At 59.3% G+C, this 19,431-nt stretch carries 16 protein-coding genes and 1 riboswitch; of the genes, 5 read left to right on the plus strand and 11 right to left on the minus strand.

Features of this window, described 5'->3' with window-relative positions:
- Nucleotides 1-2: 2 nt before the first annotated feature.
- The 7 genes from ACO6TG_RS18270 to ACO6TG_RS18300 form a co-directional block, all read right to left on the minus strand.
- Entirely contained in the window at nt 3-752 is a 750-nt protein-coding gene (locus ACO6TG_RS18270) for a glycosyltransferase (RefSeq protein ID WP_422374502.1), read from the minus strand.
- Nucleotides 753-834: 82 nt separating this feature from the next.
- A complete protein-coding gene (locus ACO6TG_RS18275) occupies nt 835-2,265 on the minus strand; it encodes an ABC transporter ATP-binding protein (protein WP_422374503.1) in 1,431 nt (476 codons plus the stop codon).
- Complete coding sequence (locus ACO6TG_RS18280) at nt 2,262-3,140, minus strand: ABC transporter permease (protein ID WP_422374504.1); 879 nt, start codon at nt 3,138-3,140, stop codon at nt 2,262-2,264. The genes ACO6TG_RS18275 and ACO6TG_RS18280 overlap by 4 nt, the downstream gene beginning before the upstream one ends.
- A complete protein-coding gene (locus ACO6TG_RS18285; protein ID WP_422374505.1) occupies nt 3,137-4,132 on the minus strand; it encodes an ABC transporter permease in 996 nt (331 codons plus the stop codon). Before ACO6TG_RS18285 ends, ACO6TG_RS18280 begins: the two co-directional genes overlap by 4 nt.
- Complete coding sequence (locus ACO6TG_RS18290) at nt 4,108-5,628, minus strand: ABC transporter substrate-binding protein (RefSeq protein ID WP_422374506.1); 1,521 nt, start codon at nt 5,626-5,628, stop codon at nt 4,108-4,110. The genes ACO6TG_RS18285 and ACO6TG_RS18290 overlap by 25 nt, the downstream gene beginning before the upstream one ends.
- Complete coding sequence (locus ACO6TG_RS18295) at nt 5,625-6,425, minus strand: (2Fe-2S) ferredoxin domain-containing protein (RefSeq protein WP_422374507.1); 801 nt, start codon at nt 6,423-6,425, stop codon at nt 5,625-5,627. Before ACO6TG_RS18295 ends, ACO6TG_RS18290 begins: the two co-directional genes overlap by 4 nt.
- 119 nt (nt 6,426-6,544) lie before the next feature.
- Nucleotides 6,545-6,772: riboswitch (cobalamin riboswitch) on the minus strand.
- Between the two features lie 574 nt (nt 6,773-7,346).
- A complete protein-coding gene (locus ACO6TG_RS18300) occupies nt 7,347-8,321 on the minus strand; it encodes a hypothetical protein (RefSeq protein WP_422374508.1) in 975 nt (324 codons plus the stop codon).
- A 254-nt stretch (nt 8,322-8,575) separates the two neighbouring features.
- On the opposite strand from ACO6TG_RS18300, the gene ACO6TG_RS18305 reads away from it, so the two are divergent.
- Complete coding sequence (locus tag ACO6TG_RS18305; protein WP_422374509.1) at nt 8,576-9,292, plus strand: hypothetical protein; 717 nt, start codon at nt 8,576-8,578, stop codon at nt 9,290-9,292.
- Here ACO6TG_RS18305 and ACO6TG_RS18310 read toward each other — a convergent pair.
- The 4 genes from ACO6TG_RS18310 to ACO6TG_RS18325 are packed head-to-tail and all read right to left on the minus strand — an operon-like array spanning nt 9,289 to nt 15,249.
- Nucleotides 9,289-10,488: an adenylate/guanylate cyclase domain-containing protein gene (locus ACO6TG_RS18310; RefSeq protein ID WP_422374510.1), complete on the minus strand. Its 1,200-nt coding sequence runs from the start codon at nt 10,486-10,488 to the stop codon at nt 9,289-9,291. The genes ACO6TG_RS18305 and ACO6TG_RS18310 overlap by 4 nt on opposite strands.
- 41 nt (nt 10,489-10,529) lie before the next feature.
- A complete protein-coding gene (locus tag ACO6TG_RS18315) occupies nt 10,530-11,579 on the minus strand; it encodes a 2-oxoacid:ferredoxin oxidoreductase subunit beta (protein ID WP_094073649.1) in 1,050 nt (349 codons plus the stop codon).
- Entirely contained in the window at nt 11,579-13,459 is a 1,881-nt protein-coding gene (locus ACO6TG_RS18320; RefSeq protein ID WP_422374511.1) for a 2-oxoacid:acceptor oxidoreductase subunit alpha, read from the minus strand. Before ACO6TG_RS18320 ends, ACO6TG_RS18315 begins: the two co-directional genes overlap by 1 nt.
- The gene (locus tag ACO6TG_RS18325; protein WP_422374512.1) at nt 13,456-15,249 is read right to left on the minus strand and encodes an FAD-dependent oxidoreductase; all 1,794 of its coding nucleotides are present in this window, start codon (nt 15,247-15,249) and stop codon (nt 13,456-13,458) included. Before ACO6TG_RS18325 ends, ACO6TG_RS18320 begins: the two co-directional genes overlap by 4 nt.
- 275 nt (nt 15,250-15,524) lie before the next feature.
- Here ACO6TG_RS18325 and panC point away from each other — a divergent pair, with 275 nt between their 5' ends.
- From panC to ACO6TG_RS18345, 4 genes are all read left to right on the plus strand, one after another.
- Nucleotides 15,525-16,388, plus strand: a complete 864-nt coding sequence (panC, locus tag ACO6TG_RS18330; RefSeq protein WP_422374513.1) for a pantoate--beta-alanine ligase — start codon at nt 15,525-15,527, stop codon at nt 16,386-16,388.
- Nucleotides 16,389-16,423: 35 nt separating this feature from the next.
- The gene (gene panB, locus ACO6TG_RS18335; RefSeq protein ID WP_422374514.1) at nt 16,424-17,233 is read left to right on the plus strand and encodes a 3-methyl-2-oxobutanoate hydroxymethyltransferase; all 810 of its coding nucleotides are present in this window, start codon (nt 16,424-16,426) and stop codon (nt 17,231-17,233) included.
- Nucleotides 17,234-17,497: 264 nt separating this feature from the next.
- Nucleotides 17,498-18,274 (plus strand): substrate-binding periplasmic protein, encoded by a 777-nt coding sequence (locus ACO6TG_RS18340; RefSeq protein ID WP_422374515.1) that lies wholly within the window; start codon nt 17,498-17,500, stop codon nt 18,272-18,274.
- Between the two features lie 233 nt (nt 18,275-18,507).
- Nucleotides 18,508-19,263, plus strand: coding sequence for a substrate-binding periplasmic protein (locus ACO6TG_RS18345; RefSeq protein WP_422374516.1), 756 nt, complete (start codon nt 18,508-18,510; stop codon nt 19,261-19,263).
- Nucleotides 19,264-19,431: the final 168 nt, after the last annotated feature.

Here is a 19,431-nt window from a genome sequence, read left to right on the forward strand (position 1 = left end):
GCTTACCTCGGTGCATCCTGTTTGTAATGGCCAAACGGGTAGGCAATCTCGTTTCGGGTAAGTTCGCCAACAAAGAAGCGCCTGAGATTGGCCTTCACATAAATCAGGCCGGTGGAAAATAGGCCGTCTTGCTGCAGCCGGCGCGGATCAAAGGTAAAACTCTCCTTCAGCACACCGTATGCGCTCGAGTTTTCCTTATAGGCCTTGAGCACGTAGTTGCAGTCTTCGCAAAGGCTTAGCGCCTCATCGAAGCCGCCTGTCCTGCGATGCATTTCAGGCGTGGAAAACAGGCAGGCTCCGACGGCCGTCGGGAAAAACCGAGCGCTTGTCCGAATGCAGATGTTGCACAATCTGTATCCAAGCCGCATCAACATCGGCAATCCGGTTCCATCCATGCAGACACCGGCAACGGCCAGTTCACGGTCTTCCAACTCTGCCACCGAACGGGCCAGAAACTCCGGGTGAAGGCGCGTATCGGCATCCAGAAACAAAAGACGTTTGCCACGGGCGGCTGCAGCGCCCACATTTCTGCCAAGGCTCACGCCCCTGTGTTTCATCTCAATGATGTGGAAGTGCTTGAACTCCCCGGATGCTGCCCTCGAAACCGAGACAGTCTCATCCTTGCTGCGACTGTCGACATGGATAATTTCGAAGTCTTTCCAGCTTTGGCTTTTCAGATCTCCCAACAGGCGGGGAAGCGTGTGTTGTTCATTCAACGTGATGATAATGATGGACAGTTCCTGCTGTGCCATATCCAGTTCCTTCTGCAATTTGCGTTGGACCTAGAACGGCAATCTGAATCGGAGCTGAAGGCGCTCTCGACTGTTTCTCTCCTCACACACCCAGCGTTCTTCCCTCGCGCATCTCGATAACCCGGTCCGCCAACCGTGCAAGAAAGGCGCTGTCGTGGCTGACGATGAGGACGGCGGAACCGGCGTCGGCGGCTGTGCGCAGGAGCGTGCTGACGCGCCAGGTGGAGAGGCTGTCGAGGGCGCTGGTGGGTTCATCGGCAACGATGAGGGGTGGAGACCTGAGCGTGGCGCGGGCAATGGCAACGCGCTGGCACTGGCCGACGGAGAGTTCCGACGGACGGGCGTCCGGGTCGCAGTCGCCGAGGCCGACAGAGGCCATGGCCGCGATGGCTTTCTGGCGGCGGGCCGCTTTGGAAAGTCTGACACCACCCGGCGCCGTAAGTGGTTCGGCAATGGATCGCCAGAGGGGCCAGTGGGGCACGAGGCTGCCGACTGGGTCCTGGAAAATCGGCAGGATCGCGCCAGGTGGTTGGAGTACCTCCGACCGCCAGATGCTGCCACCGGTCGGCAACTCAAGGCCCATCACCAGCCGCAGCAAGGTGGATTTGCCGCAGCCGGACGGACCTTGCAGGCCAACAATCTCGCCTACGCCAATCTCAAGGCCGGCCGAGGTCAGCGCGTTCACCTTGTCGCGGTCATATCGCATGGAGACAGCTTTGGCGGTCAGCAGGCGTTTCGCCGATGTCTGCTTTTGGCGTCGGGGCAGTGGGGTGAGAGCCTCCAGCAAACGCTTGGTTTCCGGGTGGCGAGCGTTGTCTTTTAAGGTATTCGGTGTTCCTCTTTCGACAATCTGCCCGTCCAGCAGCACCGCCACTTCATCGGCATTTTTCAGGGCGAGGCCTATGTCGTGGCTGATCAATAGAATGGCGCAGCCAAGGGCCTTCAGGCGATCGAGCACGGACTGGGCGCGGTCGGCGTCTAGCGCGCTGGTCGGTTCGTCGGCAATGATCAGGGGCGGCGCAAGCCCGCTGGCAGCTGCGATGCTGGCCCGTTGCAGCATGCCGCCGCTCCAGGTGTGCGGATGCTGCGCCATCTTCCTGGTCGCTTCCGGCACGCCGAGGGCCGTGAGGCGCGTGCCGATGTCGTGCCAGCTTGTGGCCAGCCCATGACTGCGCCAGGCCTCGGCGACATGGTCGCGTACGGGCCGCAAAGGGTCACAGGTCGACCAGGGGTCCTGGGCGACAAAGCCAAGATCACGACCGCGAATGCGGCGCCAGTCTTCAGCCGTGGCAGCAGACATGTCCCGGGCGCCGAGCATCAGCTTTCCCGAAACTCGTGTGCTGCGCCCATGGAGCCCCATCAGAGCCTGGGCGATGGTGGATTTGCCTGTCCCGGACCTACCCAGTAGCGCTAAACAGGTGCCCGGCTGAATGGCAAAGGAGATGTCCCTCACCGGGGTCGCACCGTCCGGGTAGGTCACGCTGAGATTCTCACAAGAGAGCACTGGGGTCATTTGTCGCCCCCGGTCGCCGAGAGGTCCCTCAAGGCGTTGCCAACCAGATTGGCTGAAAGGACTGACAGGAAAATCAGTCCTGCAGGAGCAATCAGAAGCCAGGGCGCGAGTGAGAAATAGAGCCGGGATTCGGCCAGCAGGGCTCCCCATTCGGCGTGGGGGGGCTGAACGCCAAGACCCAGGAAGGAGAACCCGGAAATGGCACCGATCATGCCACCAAGGGCAAGGCTGGCAACGATGCCGACCTGAAGCGCGACACCGGGCAGAATATGTCCGGTGATGATGCGCCAGCGGGGAATGCCGGCCATCTGCGCCGCGATTACATGCGGCTTCTTTCTGGCCGACAGTGCAAGCGAGCGGGACAGCCGGGCATACCAGGCCCAATCGGCGATGATGAGTGCAATCAGGAGATTGACGAAGCCGGGGCCAAGCAACCCGAGAACAGCAAAGGCCAGAACCAGTCCCGGCAGGGTCATGGCAATATCTGTCAGGCGCATCAGAAGCGTATCGGTGAAACCGCCTGCAAGACCCGCAAGGCAACCAACACCAAGTCCGATCAGGAACACAGCACCGAGCACAAGGGCGGCTGCCCCGATGGAGCGATGCGCACCGTCCATGGCCCGGCTGAGAAGATCGCGTCCGGTCGCATCCGTTCCAAACGGGTTTTCGAGACTGGGCGGGTGCAGCGCCTGGAGATAATCTGGTACATCCGGCGCATGAGGCGTCCAGACCACACCAAGGCTCGCGAAGACGATCAGCGCAAGACCGATCAGCAGACCCGTGCGGCCCGAGTGATGGCGCCACAAGCGGGTGAGCAGGCGCCGGTCCGTGGTTCGATTTTCCAGAGCGGGGCGGGTGATATTGAGCATGTTCATGAGGCTTGCCGTCGTAGCCTGGGATCGATCAGGATCGCGATCAGGTCAATCAGCAGCGAGGCCGTGACGTAGGAGAGCGCGGCAATTAACACATACGCCTGAATGACGGGGTAGTTCCGTGCCGACAGCGCCTCGAGCAGAAAGGCGCCAAGGCCTGGCCAGGTGAAAATTGCTTCAATCAGGGGAGCGCCGCCGATCAGGGCGCCGACGCTGATGCCGATCGCAGTCAAGAACGGCAGAAACGCATTGGGAAGGGCATGGCGGATCAGTATCCGGCGTTCGGATGCACCGCGCGCCCTGGCTACATTGGCATAGCCGCTTGCCATGGCTTCCAGCAGTCCTGCGCGCAAAAGCTGTGTCCAGCTGGCTGCGCGATCTAGCCCGATAATGAAGGCCGGGATCAAGGCGGCTTGCCACGTGGCATTCGCGAGCACTTGCCCCATCTGGAACCCGACGACAACAAAGGTCAGGGCAAGCAGGGCGAAAACGAAAGTCGGCAGAGCAGCGCCGACCTGGGTATAGAGCTGAATGAGTCGATCGGGCCAGCGGTCCCGGTTATCAGCGGAAATCAGCGCGAAAAGGAGAGATAGGCCAGCGGAGAAAACCAGCGCCAGGCCGAGCAGCAGCAGAGTCGCCGGAAGTCGTTCCAGGATTTCCTGGGTCACCGGCGCCCGGCTGGTAAAACTCTGACCGAGATCACCTTGAAGCACGTCTGAGAACCAGTCCACAAACTGGATATGAAGTGGATTGTTGAGCCCAAGCTCTTCCCGTGTTGACGCGATTTCCGCTGCCGTCGGGTGGTCGACACCGCGCGCTAGCAAGACCCGTGTGGCGGTATCGCCGGGCGCAAGCGGTAACAACGCCCAGACGATGACGGTCGCCGCGAATGCGGTTACCAGCGCCTGGGCGATCCTCGAGAACGCGGCAGCCAGAAGGCTGCCACGTCCGAGGAGTATGAACCTGCCGATCACTTGTTCGGCGCCGTGTCCCACTTGATGTGGTTCCATGCAACCGCTGGGACATAGTTGGTCCAGGCGTCGCTGACGAGAGCGCGCTCTTTCAGGATCGTCAGGTTGAAGATGTAAGGATCGTCTTCTGCAACGATGGTCTGGATTTGACGCAGCATGTCGTAGCGCCGCTCCTCATCTACGGTGACATCAAGTTTCGTGATGAGCTCCTGAACCGTGTCATTGCAATAGCCGCCATAGTTCCGGTCTCCGTCACAGGCGACATAGCGGTTGAGGAAGCCGCTGACAGATCCGACTGTTGCGGTGCCTGTCGCAGACAGGGCCAGATCCCATTCGACCAGGTCATTCATCGCTGCTTCACGGACGCTGTCGACGGAAACAATGTTCGAAGCGACACCAATTCGGGCGAGATAGGACTGCATGGCGTTGGACAGCGGTACAAGATCCGGCTGCTGCGGGTAGATCATGATGGTGACCGAGAGCGTTTCGCCATCGCGGGTGCGGCTATCGCCGTCACGCACCCAACCGGCTGCGTCCAGAAGCTGATTGGCTTCATCCACGTCATATCGATAGTTTTTCAAGGCATAGGGGAAGTTCGGATTGTAAAGCCCAGTCGCGGGTGCTTTGGCACCGTGGAAGACAGCGTTGGCGATTTCCTCGTAGTTCATTGCCAGCATGACTGCGCGCCGAACGGCCTTTTCTTCAAATGTGCCGTTGGTCACGTCCATGAAACCGACAAAGCCACCGGTTGAGAGAGGACCAAGCGCAAGATTGAGATTCGGCGTGGCCTTGAACACCGGCGCCGCCGCAATCGGTGGGTAGAGCGCAATGTCGACTTCCCCGTTTTGCACTGCCAGGATGCGGGCATTGGCATCCGTAACAAAACGCAGCTCGACCCCCGCCATGACCGGTTTGCCTTGCCAGTAATTGTCGTAGCGCTCGGCGACCATGCGCTGGTCGTCGAGGCTGATGAGTTTAAAGGGACCGGTGTGGATGCCAGCTCCTTCAAGAGCCTCGAAGTTTTCACCCGCTGCCAGAACGGGGTCCACATCGATGATCATCAGGCGGCTTTCATGCGCCAGGATATTCGGCAGTTCGGGGACCGGCACGCCGGTGGTAACGGTGATCTCACGCTCGCCGGTTTGGGCAAATTCGGTTTCTGCCGGCAGAACCGACTGGGTGCCGCTGTTCAGATCGCGATGGTATTTGATCGCAGCCAGAACGGCCGGAACATCCATGACCTTGCCATTTTGAAAAGTGACACCGTCGCGAATGGTGATGATCCAGGTGGTGTCGTCCTTGCGCACCAGGCTTTCAGCAAGCCAGGGTGTGATACTGCCATCCGGCTGGAATTTCATCAGAAGTTCGCCTTGACCGAATTCCTGCATCCAGAAGCCCTGCTTGACCGGATCCATCGAGCGGATCTGGAAGCTGGTGGCCATGTTGATAATATCGTCCGCAACAGCCGGGACAGCGGTAACCGCCAACGCGCCGGCAAGCGCAAGGGATCTGATAATCATGAAAAATCCTTTCCGTGTGAAGCATCTGCGCGGGCAAGCCGTGCTGTGTGAAACTTGAGATCGTTGGCAGTCCCGCCCTCCACGAGCACCTCCCGCACAAAGCGACGTGTTGCGGTTAGGTCCGGTAGGCGGTACCAGTCGCCTTGCGGATAAAGCGCCAGAACCGGGCCCTTGTTGCAGGGATAGATGCAGCCGGTTCGTGTGGTCAGACAGCGATCCGAAAGGCCGGCGGCTGCAAGCTCTTCTTTCAACATATGCGTAAAAGAGGCTGCCCCGTGGATCGCACAGCGCGGACCAGTGCAGACCAGCAGGTGGAAGTCGAAATCGGGTGGCAGGTTCCAGCCGGGTTTGCCAAGGCTTGGCTTGACCGAGGCAACGGATTTGGCCGGGACGGGGTGTGACAGAGCGGCTCTCGCCTGAGCTGCAAGCGCGTCCGGATCTCTTGACGCGTCCAGGCCCAGAACGAGTTCGGTGTCGGCATTCTTTCCGCGGGCGCGCCAGTCCGCCATGACACCGGGAAGCCACGTCATCAGGCTCTCAGGAAAGGGAAAACCGAAAGGCTGGACGCGGATGGCCCGGTGACCTTCTGAACGCATCTCGTCAAGCGCATTGATGAGGCTTGGCCCGGTCTCTTCCAACCTGATCAGCCGCGACGGCACCTGGCACGTAGTGGTGACGGCGTCCTCCAGTCGGCTAAGGGCGCCCCTGCTCAGTGTATAGGCCGAGACAACAAAGAGAACGGCGCCTGTCTGACCGGCGGAAGCCTCGACTGTTTTCAGGGAAACGGGCAGGTCCACACTGTCCTCCGCACAAGTTTGCGGGGCATGCGGGATCCGGTCATGTCAAAGGCCTGGGCCCAATTTTCCATCTCGGTTCTCCTTCCGGGGCACCCCGCCCGGTTGAATGACTGATACGGCGCAAAGCGCCCAAGATGGCAGGTCTCCTGACTCGCGGGTCTAAGCTCTCCTCTCCCTTCCCGGGCGCTTGGCGGATGCCAGGCCCAGTGGCTCTACAAGGTTCGCTCTCCGCCTACAGTTGCGGGGGCAGTCACGGGTTTGGCGCCTGGTGGCTACACCTGACCGTGTTCCCTTTTCATCCCGCGTTCTTTGATCGACCCGCGGGAACCATCCCGTTCTTTGAAACGGCTATGGCGTTAATTGTCAATCAGGTATTGCTACTTTTGCTGATGGTTTGTGACCTGTTGCGATCAAGGGGATGTGCCGAAACTATTCCTTGGCACCATGGAGGGGATGCCGCGGCCAGGATTGCGAACAGCCCGATCCCATCGGTCTTACCAAAGCAAAAAAACAAGCCACTTCGACAATACAGGTCGACATTGGCCCAACCAGATCAAACACCTGTTCTAGTGTCGTTATATCTGGGAATCCCGGACCCAGGCATGGTGCGGCGCGGCGCATGAAGACCCATCGGTAGACAAGCACACTTGCAGCGTGCCGGCTGCAGACGGCGTGTTCTTGTCCGTTTATATGGACATCTGGGTTGCGCGCGCGGGAAGGTGCCGCGAGAAAGTCAACCTTCAGGCCCATTCCGGCAGCAGTTTGCGTTCGCCAAGGTCTTAAAACCTGAGTTGGCCTTGTTCCAACTGCGCAAAAGGTATCTGACACAAGTCACAGTGAAGCTGTTGGGCCTGCCGAGAACAGGGTTCTGCTATCCGTGAAAAATCACCAATGCGTTGTGAATGCAGGAGGCGCCACCGATCAACGCACGAGGTCCTTCGCGTTTTGGAACGACGGCGCGGCGTCCTTGTTCAAGGTGTCGCGGATGGCTTCCCAGAGGTTGACGAACGCTTGTGACTTGGCGGCGTTGGTGGACATGATCTTCAGCGCTTCCGCATTGCCGACGAAATCGAAATGCCTGGCGAAGAAGGGCAGTTTGGCCGAGTAGTCGACCTGTTCTGCCTTGCGTTCGATTTCCTTGGCAATATGGTGCTGGGCGCCCAGTCCCCAGGTCACCAGAGCTTCGCCCTGATCGTTGAAAATATCCTGGACGCGCTTGTCGTATTCGCTCTTGTTGGTCCTGAGATAGGCTAGGACTTCCTTGCCGACCGGATCCTTGGTCAACTCGTTATACCCCTTCTGGCACAGGCCGAATATCTGCGTTCCCGTCTGTGCTGAGATCTTGGTGGTCTGCCCGGCGACGCTCGCGAGTTCCGGCGCCTTGGCAAGCATCTTCAGGACCGGGGACTTGTCGAAATGCGCAAACTTTTCCATCAGCCACTTGCTGGCGTCCTTGACGCCGGGTGGGTTTTTGGGGCCGGGAGAGCCAAGGAAGGAAAACAGCACGGTGAAAAACACCGCCGAGCCCATGCCTTCGAAATTCATGGGTTTTTTCATGCCGAAATCCCCGGACATGCGGCGAATGAGCAAAACGCCGAACCCCGCCGACAAGCGCGCCAGAAAACCGCCCATTGCCTTGCCGGCAGTCCAGCCTTCGGCCCCCATGGAGGAAAACCCGGCCACTTTTGCAACGCCGTGCATGAACCCACTGATGCGTGAGCCTTCTCCGCCCAGCATCACGAGACGACCGCCGGCCGCGGTCGCGGCCCTTGTTCCGCTCAACCAGGTGGCAGCCCCCATGGTGGCAGCCGCGAAAGCGGCCTGAATGCCGATTTCCTGGCAGATCGCCGATGCCGTCATGACCCGATTGAAGTCCTTCAGGTCATCTTCAAACATTTTCAGGTTGCTTTTGTGCAGTTTGAGTTGGGCATCAATCTTTTGCTGAACGGTCCAAGCCATAATATTTGCCGCCTCATAAAGTCTTCGAGCGCAATCATTCAAATGTTTATTCAGGATAGCCGGTTTCCAAAGGTGACGCTAGGTCATTCAAGCCTGCATGGACCCGGATTTGAAGACAAGGCGAGTTTGTCCGGAAATACAATTTTAAGGCGTCTCTGTTAACTCTTGCAATTATTTCGGGGAGTTTTGCAATGTTTGGAAAACGTAAAGTAAGACCTGGCGCGCCGCTTTCTGAGCCGGGGACAAGTCCCTTCACACGCACCGCGCCGGACGCGGACGGCGTGTTCCGCGCCATTCCGAAGGAAATGTGGGAGGGCGAGCATGGGACTATGCTGCGTGAACTGGGATTTCAGCCGGATGATCCGAGCAACATGCTGCCGCAAAACCCCGGACTTCTCGAAGCCAGAGCCGATCAGGCGCATGAGGCACAGAAGCGGTTCATGGCAGAAATCAATGAGAGCCTTCAGGGGCAGCTTCCGGGCGTAACGGTTGTGCCCTGGGCGATGATCCCCTGGAGTGTCTGGGAAGGAAGGGTGGCTCTTTTTCTGACCATTTCCTGCAAGATGTTTCCCGCCGAACCCTGGAACATGTTCCTGATGCCGGCGGATGACCGCAGCGCCGAAGCCCTCGGCTGGCAGGTCCATCCATACCGCGAGATCCCGGGGCTGAAGGAAACCTGTACGAAGTTGCTCCTGGAACTTGCCGACGAGCATCAGGCTGTCTTTGAAGCGACGGGCAGGCGGCTCGAAGCCGGTGATGTGTCCGCTCTGGAATGCTACCAACACTCTTCGCAAAGTGCCCGGGCGAATGTCATCAAGCTGGCACGATACCTGGCAGCCGATCTTTTCGGTCAGCAGAGCTTTGACCGTCACCGTGCGGTTTTCGGCAAAAACCTGGGTTGGGACTAGGTCGCTGTCCGCAATGTCGGTTGAACCGGTGCAAACACTTCCACCGGTTCGGCGACGCCTTTCAGTCTGTGTCGCCCTTTGGACAGCCACGTCAGGGACGAGGCATTGACAAAGTCTGCCGACGCCAGAAGCGGATGATCAAGGAGGGCACACAGGCCTTCGATGCGGCTGGCCAGATTGACCGACGCGCCGATCACCGTGAAATCGAGCCGCGTGCCGCCGCCGATGTTGCCGTAAAAGACCCGGCCGGGGTGAAGGGCAATTCCGAAGGAGAGACCGCTTTCAAGAGAGGTCGACTGAAGAAGCTGCAACGCGGCCGTTTCCGCCCGATGAACGGCGGAGTGAAGGTCGCCCTCAAAGGGAAAAATCGCAAGCACGGCGTCACCGATGAATTTGAGAACCTCGCCGGACTGGGCCTCGATGGCATCGGTAACTGCGCCAAAGTAGCTGTTCAGCAGCTGCAGGAGCTCTGCTTCGCCACGCGATTGCGCCAGTGAGGTGAAGCCGCGCAGGTCGGAAAACCAGATCACGGCATCGATCGGGCTGCCGTCGCCGCGGGCAATTTCACCGTTCAGGACCCTCAGGCCCGCGCGGGTGCCGACATAGGTTTCCATGAGCGTTTTGGCGGTGTTGCGGGCGATATGGCCTTCAAACACCAGTGTGAGAGCGGGCAATGTCGTTCGAACCAGTTCCAACTGACCGGTGTCGAAACCCGCCGGCGATTTTGTCGCCAGTGTCAGCACCTTGAAGGTTCCGTCTGAGAATTCCAGCGGCAGCGCCTCATACTGATGATAGCCCTCACTCCATAGGTCTTCTCCGATCGGAAAGCGGTCCCGCTCCTCCGGTAGGTCGAGCCGCAATGACGTGGCTTCACCTTGCGTGTAGATCCGCTGGATCGGGCTCGCCTCAAGAAGTTTCAGTTGCTCGGGCGAATAGATGAACCAGCGCTGCTCGGAGCCTGTTTCCAGTTCCCAGAATACGAAGGAGGACCGGGCGACCGGGTGCAGGACCGGCGCGCCGAGGGTTGACCTGTCGACTTGAAGTCCGGCCTCACGCAGTTTCGCGCTGTATCTTTCCAGTAGCGCAGCCGGTGAAGCCAGTCGTGGCCCTTCGCGCATCAGCCAGGAGAGGATATCCTGGACGTCCAAGGTGGCAGATGGCGGCACATCAGGTCCTGTGTCCGGTGTCGGGGACACAAGGGTGCCTGAAAACGATCAGATGGTCCAATCGGCTGTTCCTACCGCAAGCCTTCATTGATGCTGTTGAGCACCCGGCTGCCGGGGCAGAGTTCGTCCTTGCCGAGGCTGTTGAGCGGTTTGGTGGCCAGGTTGAGCGTGTGGTTGAGGTCCTGGGATTCCGGGTCCAGATAGAACAGCCCGGTCAGGACCTTGCCCTGGCTGTGCGCGGTCTGGAGCGTCATCAGGGCGTCTTCGCGGCTGTCGGCGCGCTGGTCCTCGCGCGCCTTGTGCAGGTTGATGATCGACCCGTCATGGAGCGTGACCGCCTGGCTGGTGCCCTCCTTGTACTGGGTGCGGATTTCCTCGCGCATCGGCACGAAATCCACCGGCATTGCTTCCAGGTTCTCCCGGGTCGCTGCATAGCTCTTGGTGGAGCCGACATTGTTGGCGAAGGTCACGCAGGGCGACACCACATCGATGAAGGCAAAGCCGCGATGCGCCATGGCGGCGCGGACCAGCGGCACCAGCTGTTCCTTGTCGCCGGAAAAGCTGCGCGCCACAAAGCTGGCGCCCTGCAGGACGGCGAGAGAGGCAAGATCAATGCCGTCGAAAAGGTTGGTCACCCCGGATTTGCCCACAGAGCCCAGATCGGCAGTGGCGCTGTCCTGGCCCTTGGTGAGGCCGTAACAACCGTTATTGGCAACGATATAAGTCATGTTGACGTTGCGCCGGATCAGATGCAGGAACTGGCCCATACCGATGGACGCCGTGTCGCCGTCACCTGAAACACCCAGATAGATCAGGTCCCGGTTGGCGACACTTGCTCCTGTCGCGACCGAAGGCATGCGCCCATGCACGGAGTTGAAGCCGTGGCTCTTGCCGAGGAAGTAGGTCGGCATCTTTGATGAACAGCCGATGCCGGAGAGCTTGGCGATCCTGTGCGGAGGAATGGCGGAGAGGTAACAGGCATTGCGGATGGCCGCGGAAATGCTGTCATGGCCGCAGCCGGCACAGAGCGTGGAAATCGAACCGTCATAATCGGTGACCGTATAACCAAGTTCGTTCTTCGGCAGGCTCGGATGCTGGAACTTCGGCTTGTAGTAAGACATCAGGCGGTCTCCGGATGCAGCTTGACGATGTCGGCGCTGGAGGTTTTCAGCGCCTGCCGGATCTGGCGGGCTATGGTGCGGGCGGTGATTGGCGTCCCGGAGTAATTCAGGACCGAAGTCAGCTTGTCTGGCGCGATATGGCACTCGTTCATGATCAGCTGGCGCATCTGGCCATCCCGGTTCTGCTCGATCACGAAGACCAGGTCATGCTCATGCACGAAGGTATCCAGGCTTTCGTGGAAGGGGAAAGCACGAATGCGCATGACGTCGATCGGATAGCCTTCGGCTGCCAGGATCTCGACCGCCTCATAAGACGGTGAGGCGGAGGTGCCGAAAAACAGGGCGCCGAGCTTCAGCTTGGTTTTCGGTTTCTTTACGGGGATCGGATCGTGCACCTTGGGTTTCGGTACATAGGACTTGGCGGTCTCGAACTTGCGCAGGAGACGGTCGACGTTGAGCACATAGTCGTCACCCTTTTCCGAATAGACCGCCATTTCGTTTTTCGATGAACCGCGCGTGAAGAAGGCGCCCTTGTCCGGATGGGTGCCGGGCAGGGTGCGATAACAGATGCCGTCGCCGTCAACATCACGGTAGCGGCCCCACCCTTCCGCTTCTTCCAGCGCGTCGGCATCCAGAACCTTGCCGCGGCTCATCTCGTAACTGTCGTCCCACTCCAGCGGCGGCGACATCCAGTCATTCATGCCGAGATCGAGATCCGACATCATGATCACCGGTGTCTGCAGCTGTTCGGCAAGGTCAAAGGCCTGCACGGTCATGTCGAAACATTCGCGCGGTGTCGCAGGGAACAGCAGCACATGTTTGGTGTCGCCGTGGCTGGCATAGGCGGCCGCCAGAATGTCCGACTGCTGGCTGCGGGTCGGCATGCCGGTGGAGGGGCCGGAGCGCTGCACGTCGATCAGCACGACGGGCAGCTCCGCGAAATAGGCAAGGCCCAGGAACTCGCTCATCAGCGACAGGCCCGGTCCTGAGGTGGCGGTAAAGGCGCGCGCTCCGTTCCAGCTGGCGCCGACGACAATGCCCATCGCCGCCAGTTCGTCTTCTGCCTGCAGGATTGCGAAATTCCGCTTGCCAGTGCCCGGATCGATCCGCATGCGTTCGGCATATTTGGAAAAGGCATCGACGACCGATGTCGACGGCGTGATCGGATACCAGGCGGCGACCGTTGCCCCGCCATAGATTGCGCCAAGGGCGGCGGCCGTGTTGCCGTTCATCAGGATATGCTGGCTCTCGCGGATATGCGGCGCATCATTGATGCTCGGGTCGAGCCGGATCGGCAGCGGGCAGTCGAAATTGTCCTGAGCATATTGATAGCCCATCTCCAGTGCATGCACGTTGGGCGAGATCAGCTTTTCCTTGCCCTTGAACTGGTCGTTCAAAAGGTCCTTCAGGATCGAGAACTTGACGTCGAGCAGCGCCGCGAGGGCGCCGACATAAACGACGTTTTTCAGGAGTTGCTGCAGCCGCGCGACCTTGAATTCCTTCATGCACATTTCGGTCAGGGGAATGCCGAAATAGCTGATATCGTCGCGGTGCAGATGCGGGGCCAGCGGCCGGGTGGAATCATAGACGAAATAGCCGCCGGGACCGACACTGGCGATGTCGTCTTCCATGGTCTGCGGATTGACGCAGAGCATCAGGTCGACACCGCCGCGGCGGCCGAGATAGCCCTTGGAACTGACCCGGACCTCGTACCAGGTCGGCAGGCCCTGGATGTTGGAGGGGAAGATATTGCGCGGGCTCACCGGAATGCCCATCCGGAAGATCGCCTTGGCAAAGAGGTGGTTGGCGGAGGCCGAGCCGGTGCCGTTCACATTGGCGAACTTCACGACGAAATCGTTGACGCCCTTGATCTGTTTCATTTGACATTCACCAGGTTGGGCGTGGCCTTGGCCATGTTGTAGAAGAACATCTGCATGTCCCAGGCAGCTGTCGGACAGCGCTCGGCGCAGAGCCCGCAATGAAGGCACATGTCCTCGTCCTTCACCATCACGCGGCCCGTCGGCAGCGTGCCGGAAACGTAGAGATCCTGCTCGAGATTCTCCGCCGGCACCATCAGCTTGGTGCGCAGCTCCGGCTCCGGTGCATTGCCGGTAAAGGTGATGCAGCTCGTCGGGCAGATATCGGAACAGGCATCGCACTCGATGCAATTGGAATCGGTGAACACCGTCTGGGCGTCGCAGTTGAGACAGCGCTCTGCCTCAATGAAGGCCGTCTCCGCATCAAAGCCGAGCTCCACCTCGACCATGCGGTCACTGAGCGATTTCTTGAGATCTTCCAGCGGCACGATCTTGCGTTCATCGGTGATGGGAATGGAGTCGTAGCTCCATTCGTGAATGCCCATCTTCTGCCCGATCAGGGTCACATGGGGCGGTGGCCGCTGGGACAGGTCCTTGCCCTGGCAATAGAGATCGATGGAAACGGCCGCCTTGTGGCCATGGGCAACGGCGGTGATGATGTTGGAGGGGCCGAACGCGGAATCGCCGCCAAAAAACACTTCCTTGCGGGTCGACTGGAACGTTTCGTCGTCATTGATGATCGGCGTGCCCCAGCTGGTGAAGCGAATGCCGGTTTCCTTCTCGATCCAGGGAAAGGCGTTTTCCTGGCCAATCGCGATGATGACGTCATCGCAGGGCACGAATTCGGGCTCCTCGCCGGTCGAGACCAGCTCTCTCCGGCCATCGTCGTGATAGACCGCCGTCACCTTGTGGAAGGTCATGCCGGTGAGCTTGCCGTTCTCGACCACGAATTCGCGCGGCACATGATTGTCGAGGATCGGAATGCCTTCATGCATCGCGTCTTCCTTCTCCCAGGGAGACGCCTTCATGTCGGCGAAGGGACTGCGCACGATCACCTTCACATCCTCACCGCCGAGACGGCGTGAGGTGCGGCAGCAATCCATGGCGGTATTGCCGCCGCCGAGCACGATCACCCGCTTGCCGATCTCCTTGATATGCTCAAAGGCAACGCTGGCCAGCCAGTTGATGCCGATATGGATATTGGCGTCGGCCTCCTGGCGCCCGGGCAGTTTCGGCAGGTCACGTCCACGCGGGGCCCCGGAGCCGACAAAGACCGCGTCGTAACCCTTGGTCAGCATCTCGGCCATGCTGTCGACATAGGTGTCGAAGACGGTCGTGATACCCATGTCGAGGATGTAACCGATCTCTTCGTCGAGCACGCTTTCCGGTAGCCTGAAGGACGGGATCTGGCTGCGCATGAAGCCGCCGCCCTTGGCCTGTTCGTCATATAGATGCAACTCGTAACCAAGCGGGGCGAGATCCCGGGCGACCGTCAGCGAGGCGGGACCGGCTCCGATCAGGGCGACTTTCTTGCCGTTGCGCGGTCCGGCCTTGGGCAGCATGTCGGCAACTTCGTCCTTGAAGTCGGCGGCCACACGTTTCAGCCGGCAGATGGCGACGGGTTCGGCCTCGACGCGCCCGCGCCGGCAAGCGGGTTCGCAAGGGCGGTCGCAGGTCCGGCCCAGCACGCCGGGAAAGACGTTGCTTTCCCAGTTGATCAGATAGGCATCGGTATAGCGTTGCTGGGCAATCAGGCGGATATAGGCAGGCACCGGAGTGTGTGCCGGGCAGGCATACTGGCAGTCGACGACCTTATGGAAATATTCCGGGTTCGCCGCGTCTGTGGCTTGCATGTCCTTGTCTCTCCCCTCAAGGTCGATGCATCTGTCGCAAATTAAAGCGCGCCAAAATCGCTTGTGTAAAGGTTGCAATGCCGGTTGATGTCGGTTTTGTGACCAGCAAAACCCTGCGTTTGGCGTTGAGCGGCCTTCGCTGCACTGCGCTCGTGAACGTGGGCCTCAAGCTGGCCGGGGCGCTCGAGCACTGGACTTTTGCGCCGCCCCCATTATGCTGCACCTGCGAAAAGAACGGCCGATGCGGGAACAACGGCCGCGGGAGGAAATGCATCATGAAAATCTGCCGGACCAGGGCGGAGCTGCGCGCGCTTGTGCGGGACTGGAAGCGCGCGGGCGAAACGGTAGGCCTCGTGCCGACCATGGGCTATCTCCATGAAGGTCATCTTGGGCTGGTACGTCTTGCGCGTCGGAAGGCCGGCCGGGTCATCACCACCATCTTTGTCAATCCGACCCAGTTCGGCCCGAACGAGGATCTCGACACCTATCCGCGCGACGAAGTGCGCGACCAGGCGCTGCTGGAAGCCGAAGGTGTCGACGCGGTCTTCCTGCCGAGCGTTGAGGAGATGTACGGCGCCGGCGGCGACACCTTTGTCGACGTGCCGGGTCTTGCCGGCATTCTGCAGGGCGCGCTAAGGCCTGGTCATTTCCGTGGCGTCGCCACCGTCGTCACCAAGCTGTTCAACATTGCAACGCCCGATTTCGCGATTTTTGGCGAGAAAGACTATCAGCAGCTGACGCTGATCAGGCAGATGGTCCGGGATCTGGACATGCCGCTGGAGATCCTTGCCCATCCAACCGTGCGCGAGGCCGACGGTCTGGCCATGTCCTCCCGCAATGTGCGGCTCACTCCGGGCCATCGCCAGGAAGCGTTGGCGCTGTCCCGCTCGCTAGACCGGGCAGAGGAGCTGGCAAAGACCGGCCCATTGCTGGCGGATCTGGAAGCGGCCATCTGGGCAGAGCTCGCCACCGCACCGTCCGCTGACGTGAAAAGCGTCGATATCCGCGACGCGGAGACACTGGCCGAGCTTTCCGGTCCCCTCATTCGTCCTGCCGTCGTTCTGCTCGCCGTGCGGTTCGGCGCCGTTCTCCTGATCGACCAGCGCGTTGTTGCGCCAACGGCTGTTCAAGACGCCTGATCCGCCATGTCATATGTCATCAGAAAGGATGCCGCATGAGCACCCAATCCAAAGTCCGCCGCATCACAGCGCCTCAGATCACCCGGCGCAAGGGAGGCGATCCGATCGTGTCGCTGACCTCCTATCACGCGCATACGGCGGCAATTGTCGACAAATATGCCGATTTCATTCTGGTCGGCGACAGTCTCGGCATGGTCATGCATGGCATGGAATCGACCGTTGGCGTGTCCCTCGACCTGATGATCATGCATGGCAAGGCCGTGGTGCGCGGAACGGAGCGGGCGCTGGTTGTCGTCGACATGCCCTTCGGCACCTATGAAGAAAGCCCGGCGGAAGCCTTCCGCAACGCAGCCCGCGTGATGAAGGAAACCCAGTGCGGAGCCGTCAAGCTGGAAGGCGGCGTGCGCATGGCCGAGACGATCCGGTTTCTGACCGAACGCGGCGTGCCGGTGATGGCCCATATCGGCCTGACACCGCAATCGGTGCATGTCATGGGCGGCTTCAAGACCCAGGGGCGCAAGGAGACCGACTGGGATCAGCATTTCGAGGATGCCAAGGCCGTCACCGAAGCAGGCGCTTTCTCGGTCGTATTGGAGGGCATGGTCGAGCCGCTCGCCGCCCAGATCACGAAGGAGATCCCGATCCCGACCATCGGCATTGGTGCTTCGGCCGAATGTGACGGTCAGATCCTGGTGCTGGAGGACATGCTCGGCCTCAACCCGACCCCGCCAAAATTCGTCAAGGTCTATGGCGATCTTGGCGGTCAGATCGAAGCGGCGGTGAAGGCCTATGCCGACGACGTCAAGGACCGCTCTTTCCCGGGAGATGAGCAGGTTTACCGATAGGAAGTTTGTGGGATCTGCAATCTTTCCTAGAAGAAAGGAAGAAGTCCTATCCCCAGGGTAGGTCGGCGATCCCGTTTTGCAGATAAAACCAGAGCGTTGAACTGGGTTGAGTGTTGGGGTCGGACATTTTTAATAAATAATAGTTCAAAATCTCATGGCCTGTTCGAAGCGACTTGCTTTCCGGAAAGGCATTCGATGTTTCCGCAGCCTATGGAGCTCCCCAGTAGGAACCCTGCCGGCCGCGGATCGAGTGGGGAAGCGCACATGAAGCTCCTGACGTCCGTGCTGCTCCTGGGTCTTTGGCTTGCCGTTGGCACGGTCGGAACAAGGGCGGATACGCTCAAGCTCGTGACACTCAGTTACCCGCCCTACGAATACATGGAGGGCGACAAGGTCGAGGGCATTGTCGTGCGGTTGCTGCGGGAGGCTTTCGGGCGCCTTGGGCATGATCTTGAAATCGAGGTCCTGCCGTGGAAACGGGCTTTGCTGATGGCTCGTCAGGGAAGTGTGGACGGCATCTTCACGGTCTATAAAACCGAAGAACGGCTCAAGTTCCTGGATTATTCGGAAACGGTAGTCATGCCGCAGGTCGTGTCGATCTGGGCCCTTCGGGGAAGCAATATTCCCTATGACGGAACCATGGAGAGCCTGAGCGATGTGTCGATCGGTGTGGTTCATGGTGTCAGCTACGGCGACAAGGCGGACAAGGCCATCGAGGACGGCACCCTCGGCAAGCTCGACTATGCGCCCAACAGCTCTCACAACATCAAGAAGCTGCTGGCAGGACGGACCGACGCCGTGATCATGAACCGCTATGGCGCCATTTATCATCTCCGGCTTCAGGACGGTTTTGACAAGGTCGAGGAATTGCGGCCTGAAGTGTCTGCTGTCCCGTCCTATGTCGGCTTTTCGAAGAAACGTCATCTGAGCGGGTTGCGCGATCAGTTCGACGAAGTGATGCAAGCCATGATCGAGTCGGGCGACTACAAGAAAATCGTCGACAATTACTACCTTGAGGCGTTGCCTGAGCAGGATTTCTGATCAATTTTGAGCATTCATAGCAGGGAGTGGATCTGTATACGTTTGATTAATGAAAGTAATTACGATGATATTCATTGCGATTTATTGAGTTTTTATGCAATTTGCGGGTAAGTTTTCTTTCATATAAAGGCAATTTATTGGGTATGGAAGATATTTTTGATGTGATTTTCTAATAGGTGTTGGTTAGCCTTTTGGTGATCGGGGACAATTCTCGCTATCCAGAGGAGGCATCCATGCTCAATCTCGCAAGAACTCTCGGAATTGGAATCGCAGTCATCCTTCTGTCCGTTGCGGCACGGGCGGAGGCGGTGAAACTCGTCACGCTGGAATATCCACCATATGAGTATCAGGCCGGCGGCAAGGCCGACGGCATTGCCGTGCGCATCGTTGAAGAAGCCTTCAAGAAGATGGGCAAGGATGTCAGTATCCAGGTTCTGCCCTGGAAACGCGCGCTTCATATGACCAAGACCGGCGAAGCCGACGCCATTTTCACCGCCTACAAGAACGATGAGCGGGTCAAGTTTCTGGACTATTCGGAAACAGTCCTGATGCCGCAGGTTCTGTCCGTCTGGGTCAAGAAGGGCAGCGACGTCGCATTTGACGGGTCTATGGACAGCCTTGCGACCGCCGATATCGGTCTGGTCGATGGCATCAGCTACGGTTCAACGGTCGACGATGCGATCAAGGCCGGAACCCTGAAATCACTCGACTACGCACCGGAAAGCTCCAACAACATCAAGAAACTGATGGGCGGGCGCATCGATGCGGTGATCATGAACAAGTACGGCGCGATGCATCATCTGAAACAGCAGAACGGTCTCGACCAGGTGGTTGAGCTGGAGCCGGAAATCTCCTCCGTACCGTCTTATATCGCGTTTTCAAAGGCCAACAATCTGGCGGGCATGCGCGATGAGCTGGATGGCGTGCTGCAGGAAATGATCGCTTCGGGCGAATACCAGTCCATCATCGACGCCTATTTTGCTGAATGAGTGAACCCCGTCCGGACCGCCCTCCCGGATAAATCACTCAGTCAGCAAAGCGCCCGGCTTCCGAACCAACCCGGAAGCCGGGCTTTTCTGTGCCAAATGCAGCAACAACGATTTCTGCAGAATTTAAGTTTTCGATAACAAAAATTGGCTTGTTTTCAAAAATATATT

Origin of the sequence: Roseibium sp. (assembly GCF_965233565.1) — a bacterium.
Lineage (GTDB): Bacteria > Pseudomonadota > Alphaproteobacteria > Rhizobiales > Stappiaceae > Roseibium.

Bases quoted from the DNA above. Each gene is read 5' to 3' on its own strand.
- ACO6TG_RS18270 (WP_422374502.1), bottom strand. From the start codon at position 752: ATGGCACAGCAGGAACTGTCCATCATTATCATCACGTTGAATGAACAA.
- ACO6TG_RS18275 (WP_422374503.1), bottom strand. From the start codon at position 2,265: ATGACCCCAGTGCTCTCTTGTGAGAATCTCAGCGTGACCTACCCGGAC.
- ACO6TG_RS18280 (WP_422374504.1), bottom strand. From the start codon at position 3,140: ATGAACATGCTCAATATCACCCGCCCCGCTCTGGAAAATCGAACCACG.
- ACO6TG_RS18290 (WP_422374506.1), bottom strand. From the start codon at position 5,628: ATGATTATCAGATCCCTTGCGCTTGCCGGCGCGTTGGCGGTTACCGCT.
- ACO6TG_RS18300 (WP_422374508.1), bottom strand. From the start codon at position 8,321: ATGTTTGAAGATGACCTGAAGGACTTCAATCGGGTCATGACGGCATCG.
- ACO6TG_RS18305 (WP_422374509.1), top strand. From the start codon at position 8,576: ATGTTTGGAAAACGTAAAGTAAGACCTGGCGCGCCGCTTTCTGAGCCG.
- ACO6TG_RS18315 (WP_094073649.1), bottom strand. From the start codon at position 11,579: ATGTCTTACTACAAGCCGAAGTTCCAGCATCCGAGCCTGCCGAAGAAC.
- ACO6TG_RS18320 (WP_422374511.1), bottom strand. From the start codon at position 13,459: ATGAAACAGATCAAGGGCGTCAACGATTTCGTCGTGAAGTTCGCCAAT.
- ACO6TG_RS18325 (WP_422374512.1), bottom strand. From the start codon at position 15,249: ATGCAAGCCACAGACGCGGCGAACCCGGAATATTTCCATAAGGTCGTC.
- panC (WP_422374513.1), top strand. From the start codon at position 15,525: ATGAAAATCTGCCGGACCAGGGCGGAGCTGCGCGCGCTTGTGCGGGAC.
- panB (WP_422374514.1), top strand. From the start codon at position 16,424: ATGAGCACCCAATCCAAAGTCCGCCGCATCACAGCGCCTCAGATCACC.
- ACO6TG_RS18340 (WP_422374515.1), top strand. From the start codon at position 17,498: ATGAAGCTCCTGACGTCCGTGCTGCTCCTGGGTCTTTGGCTTGCCGTT.
- ACO6TG_RS18345 (WP_422374516.1), top strand. From the start codon at position 18,508: ATGCTCAATCTCGCAAGAACTCTCGGAATTGGAATCGCAGTCATCCTT.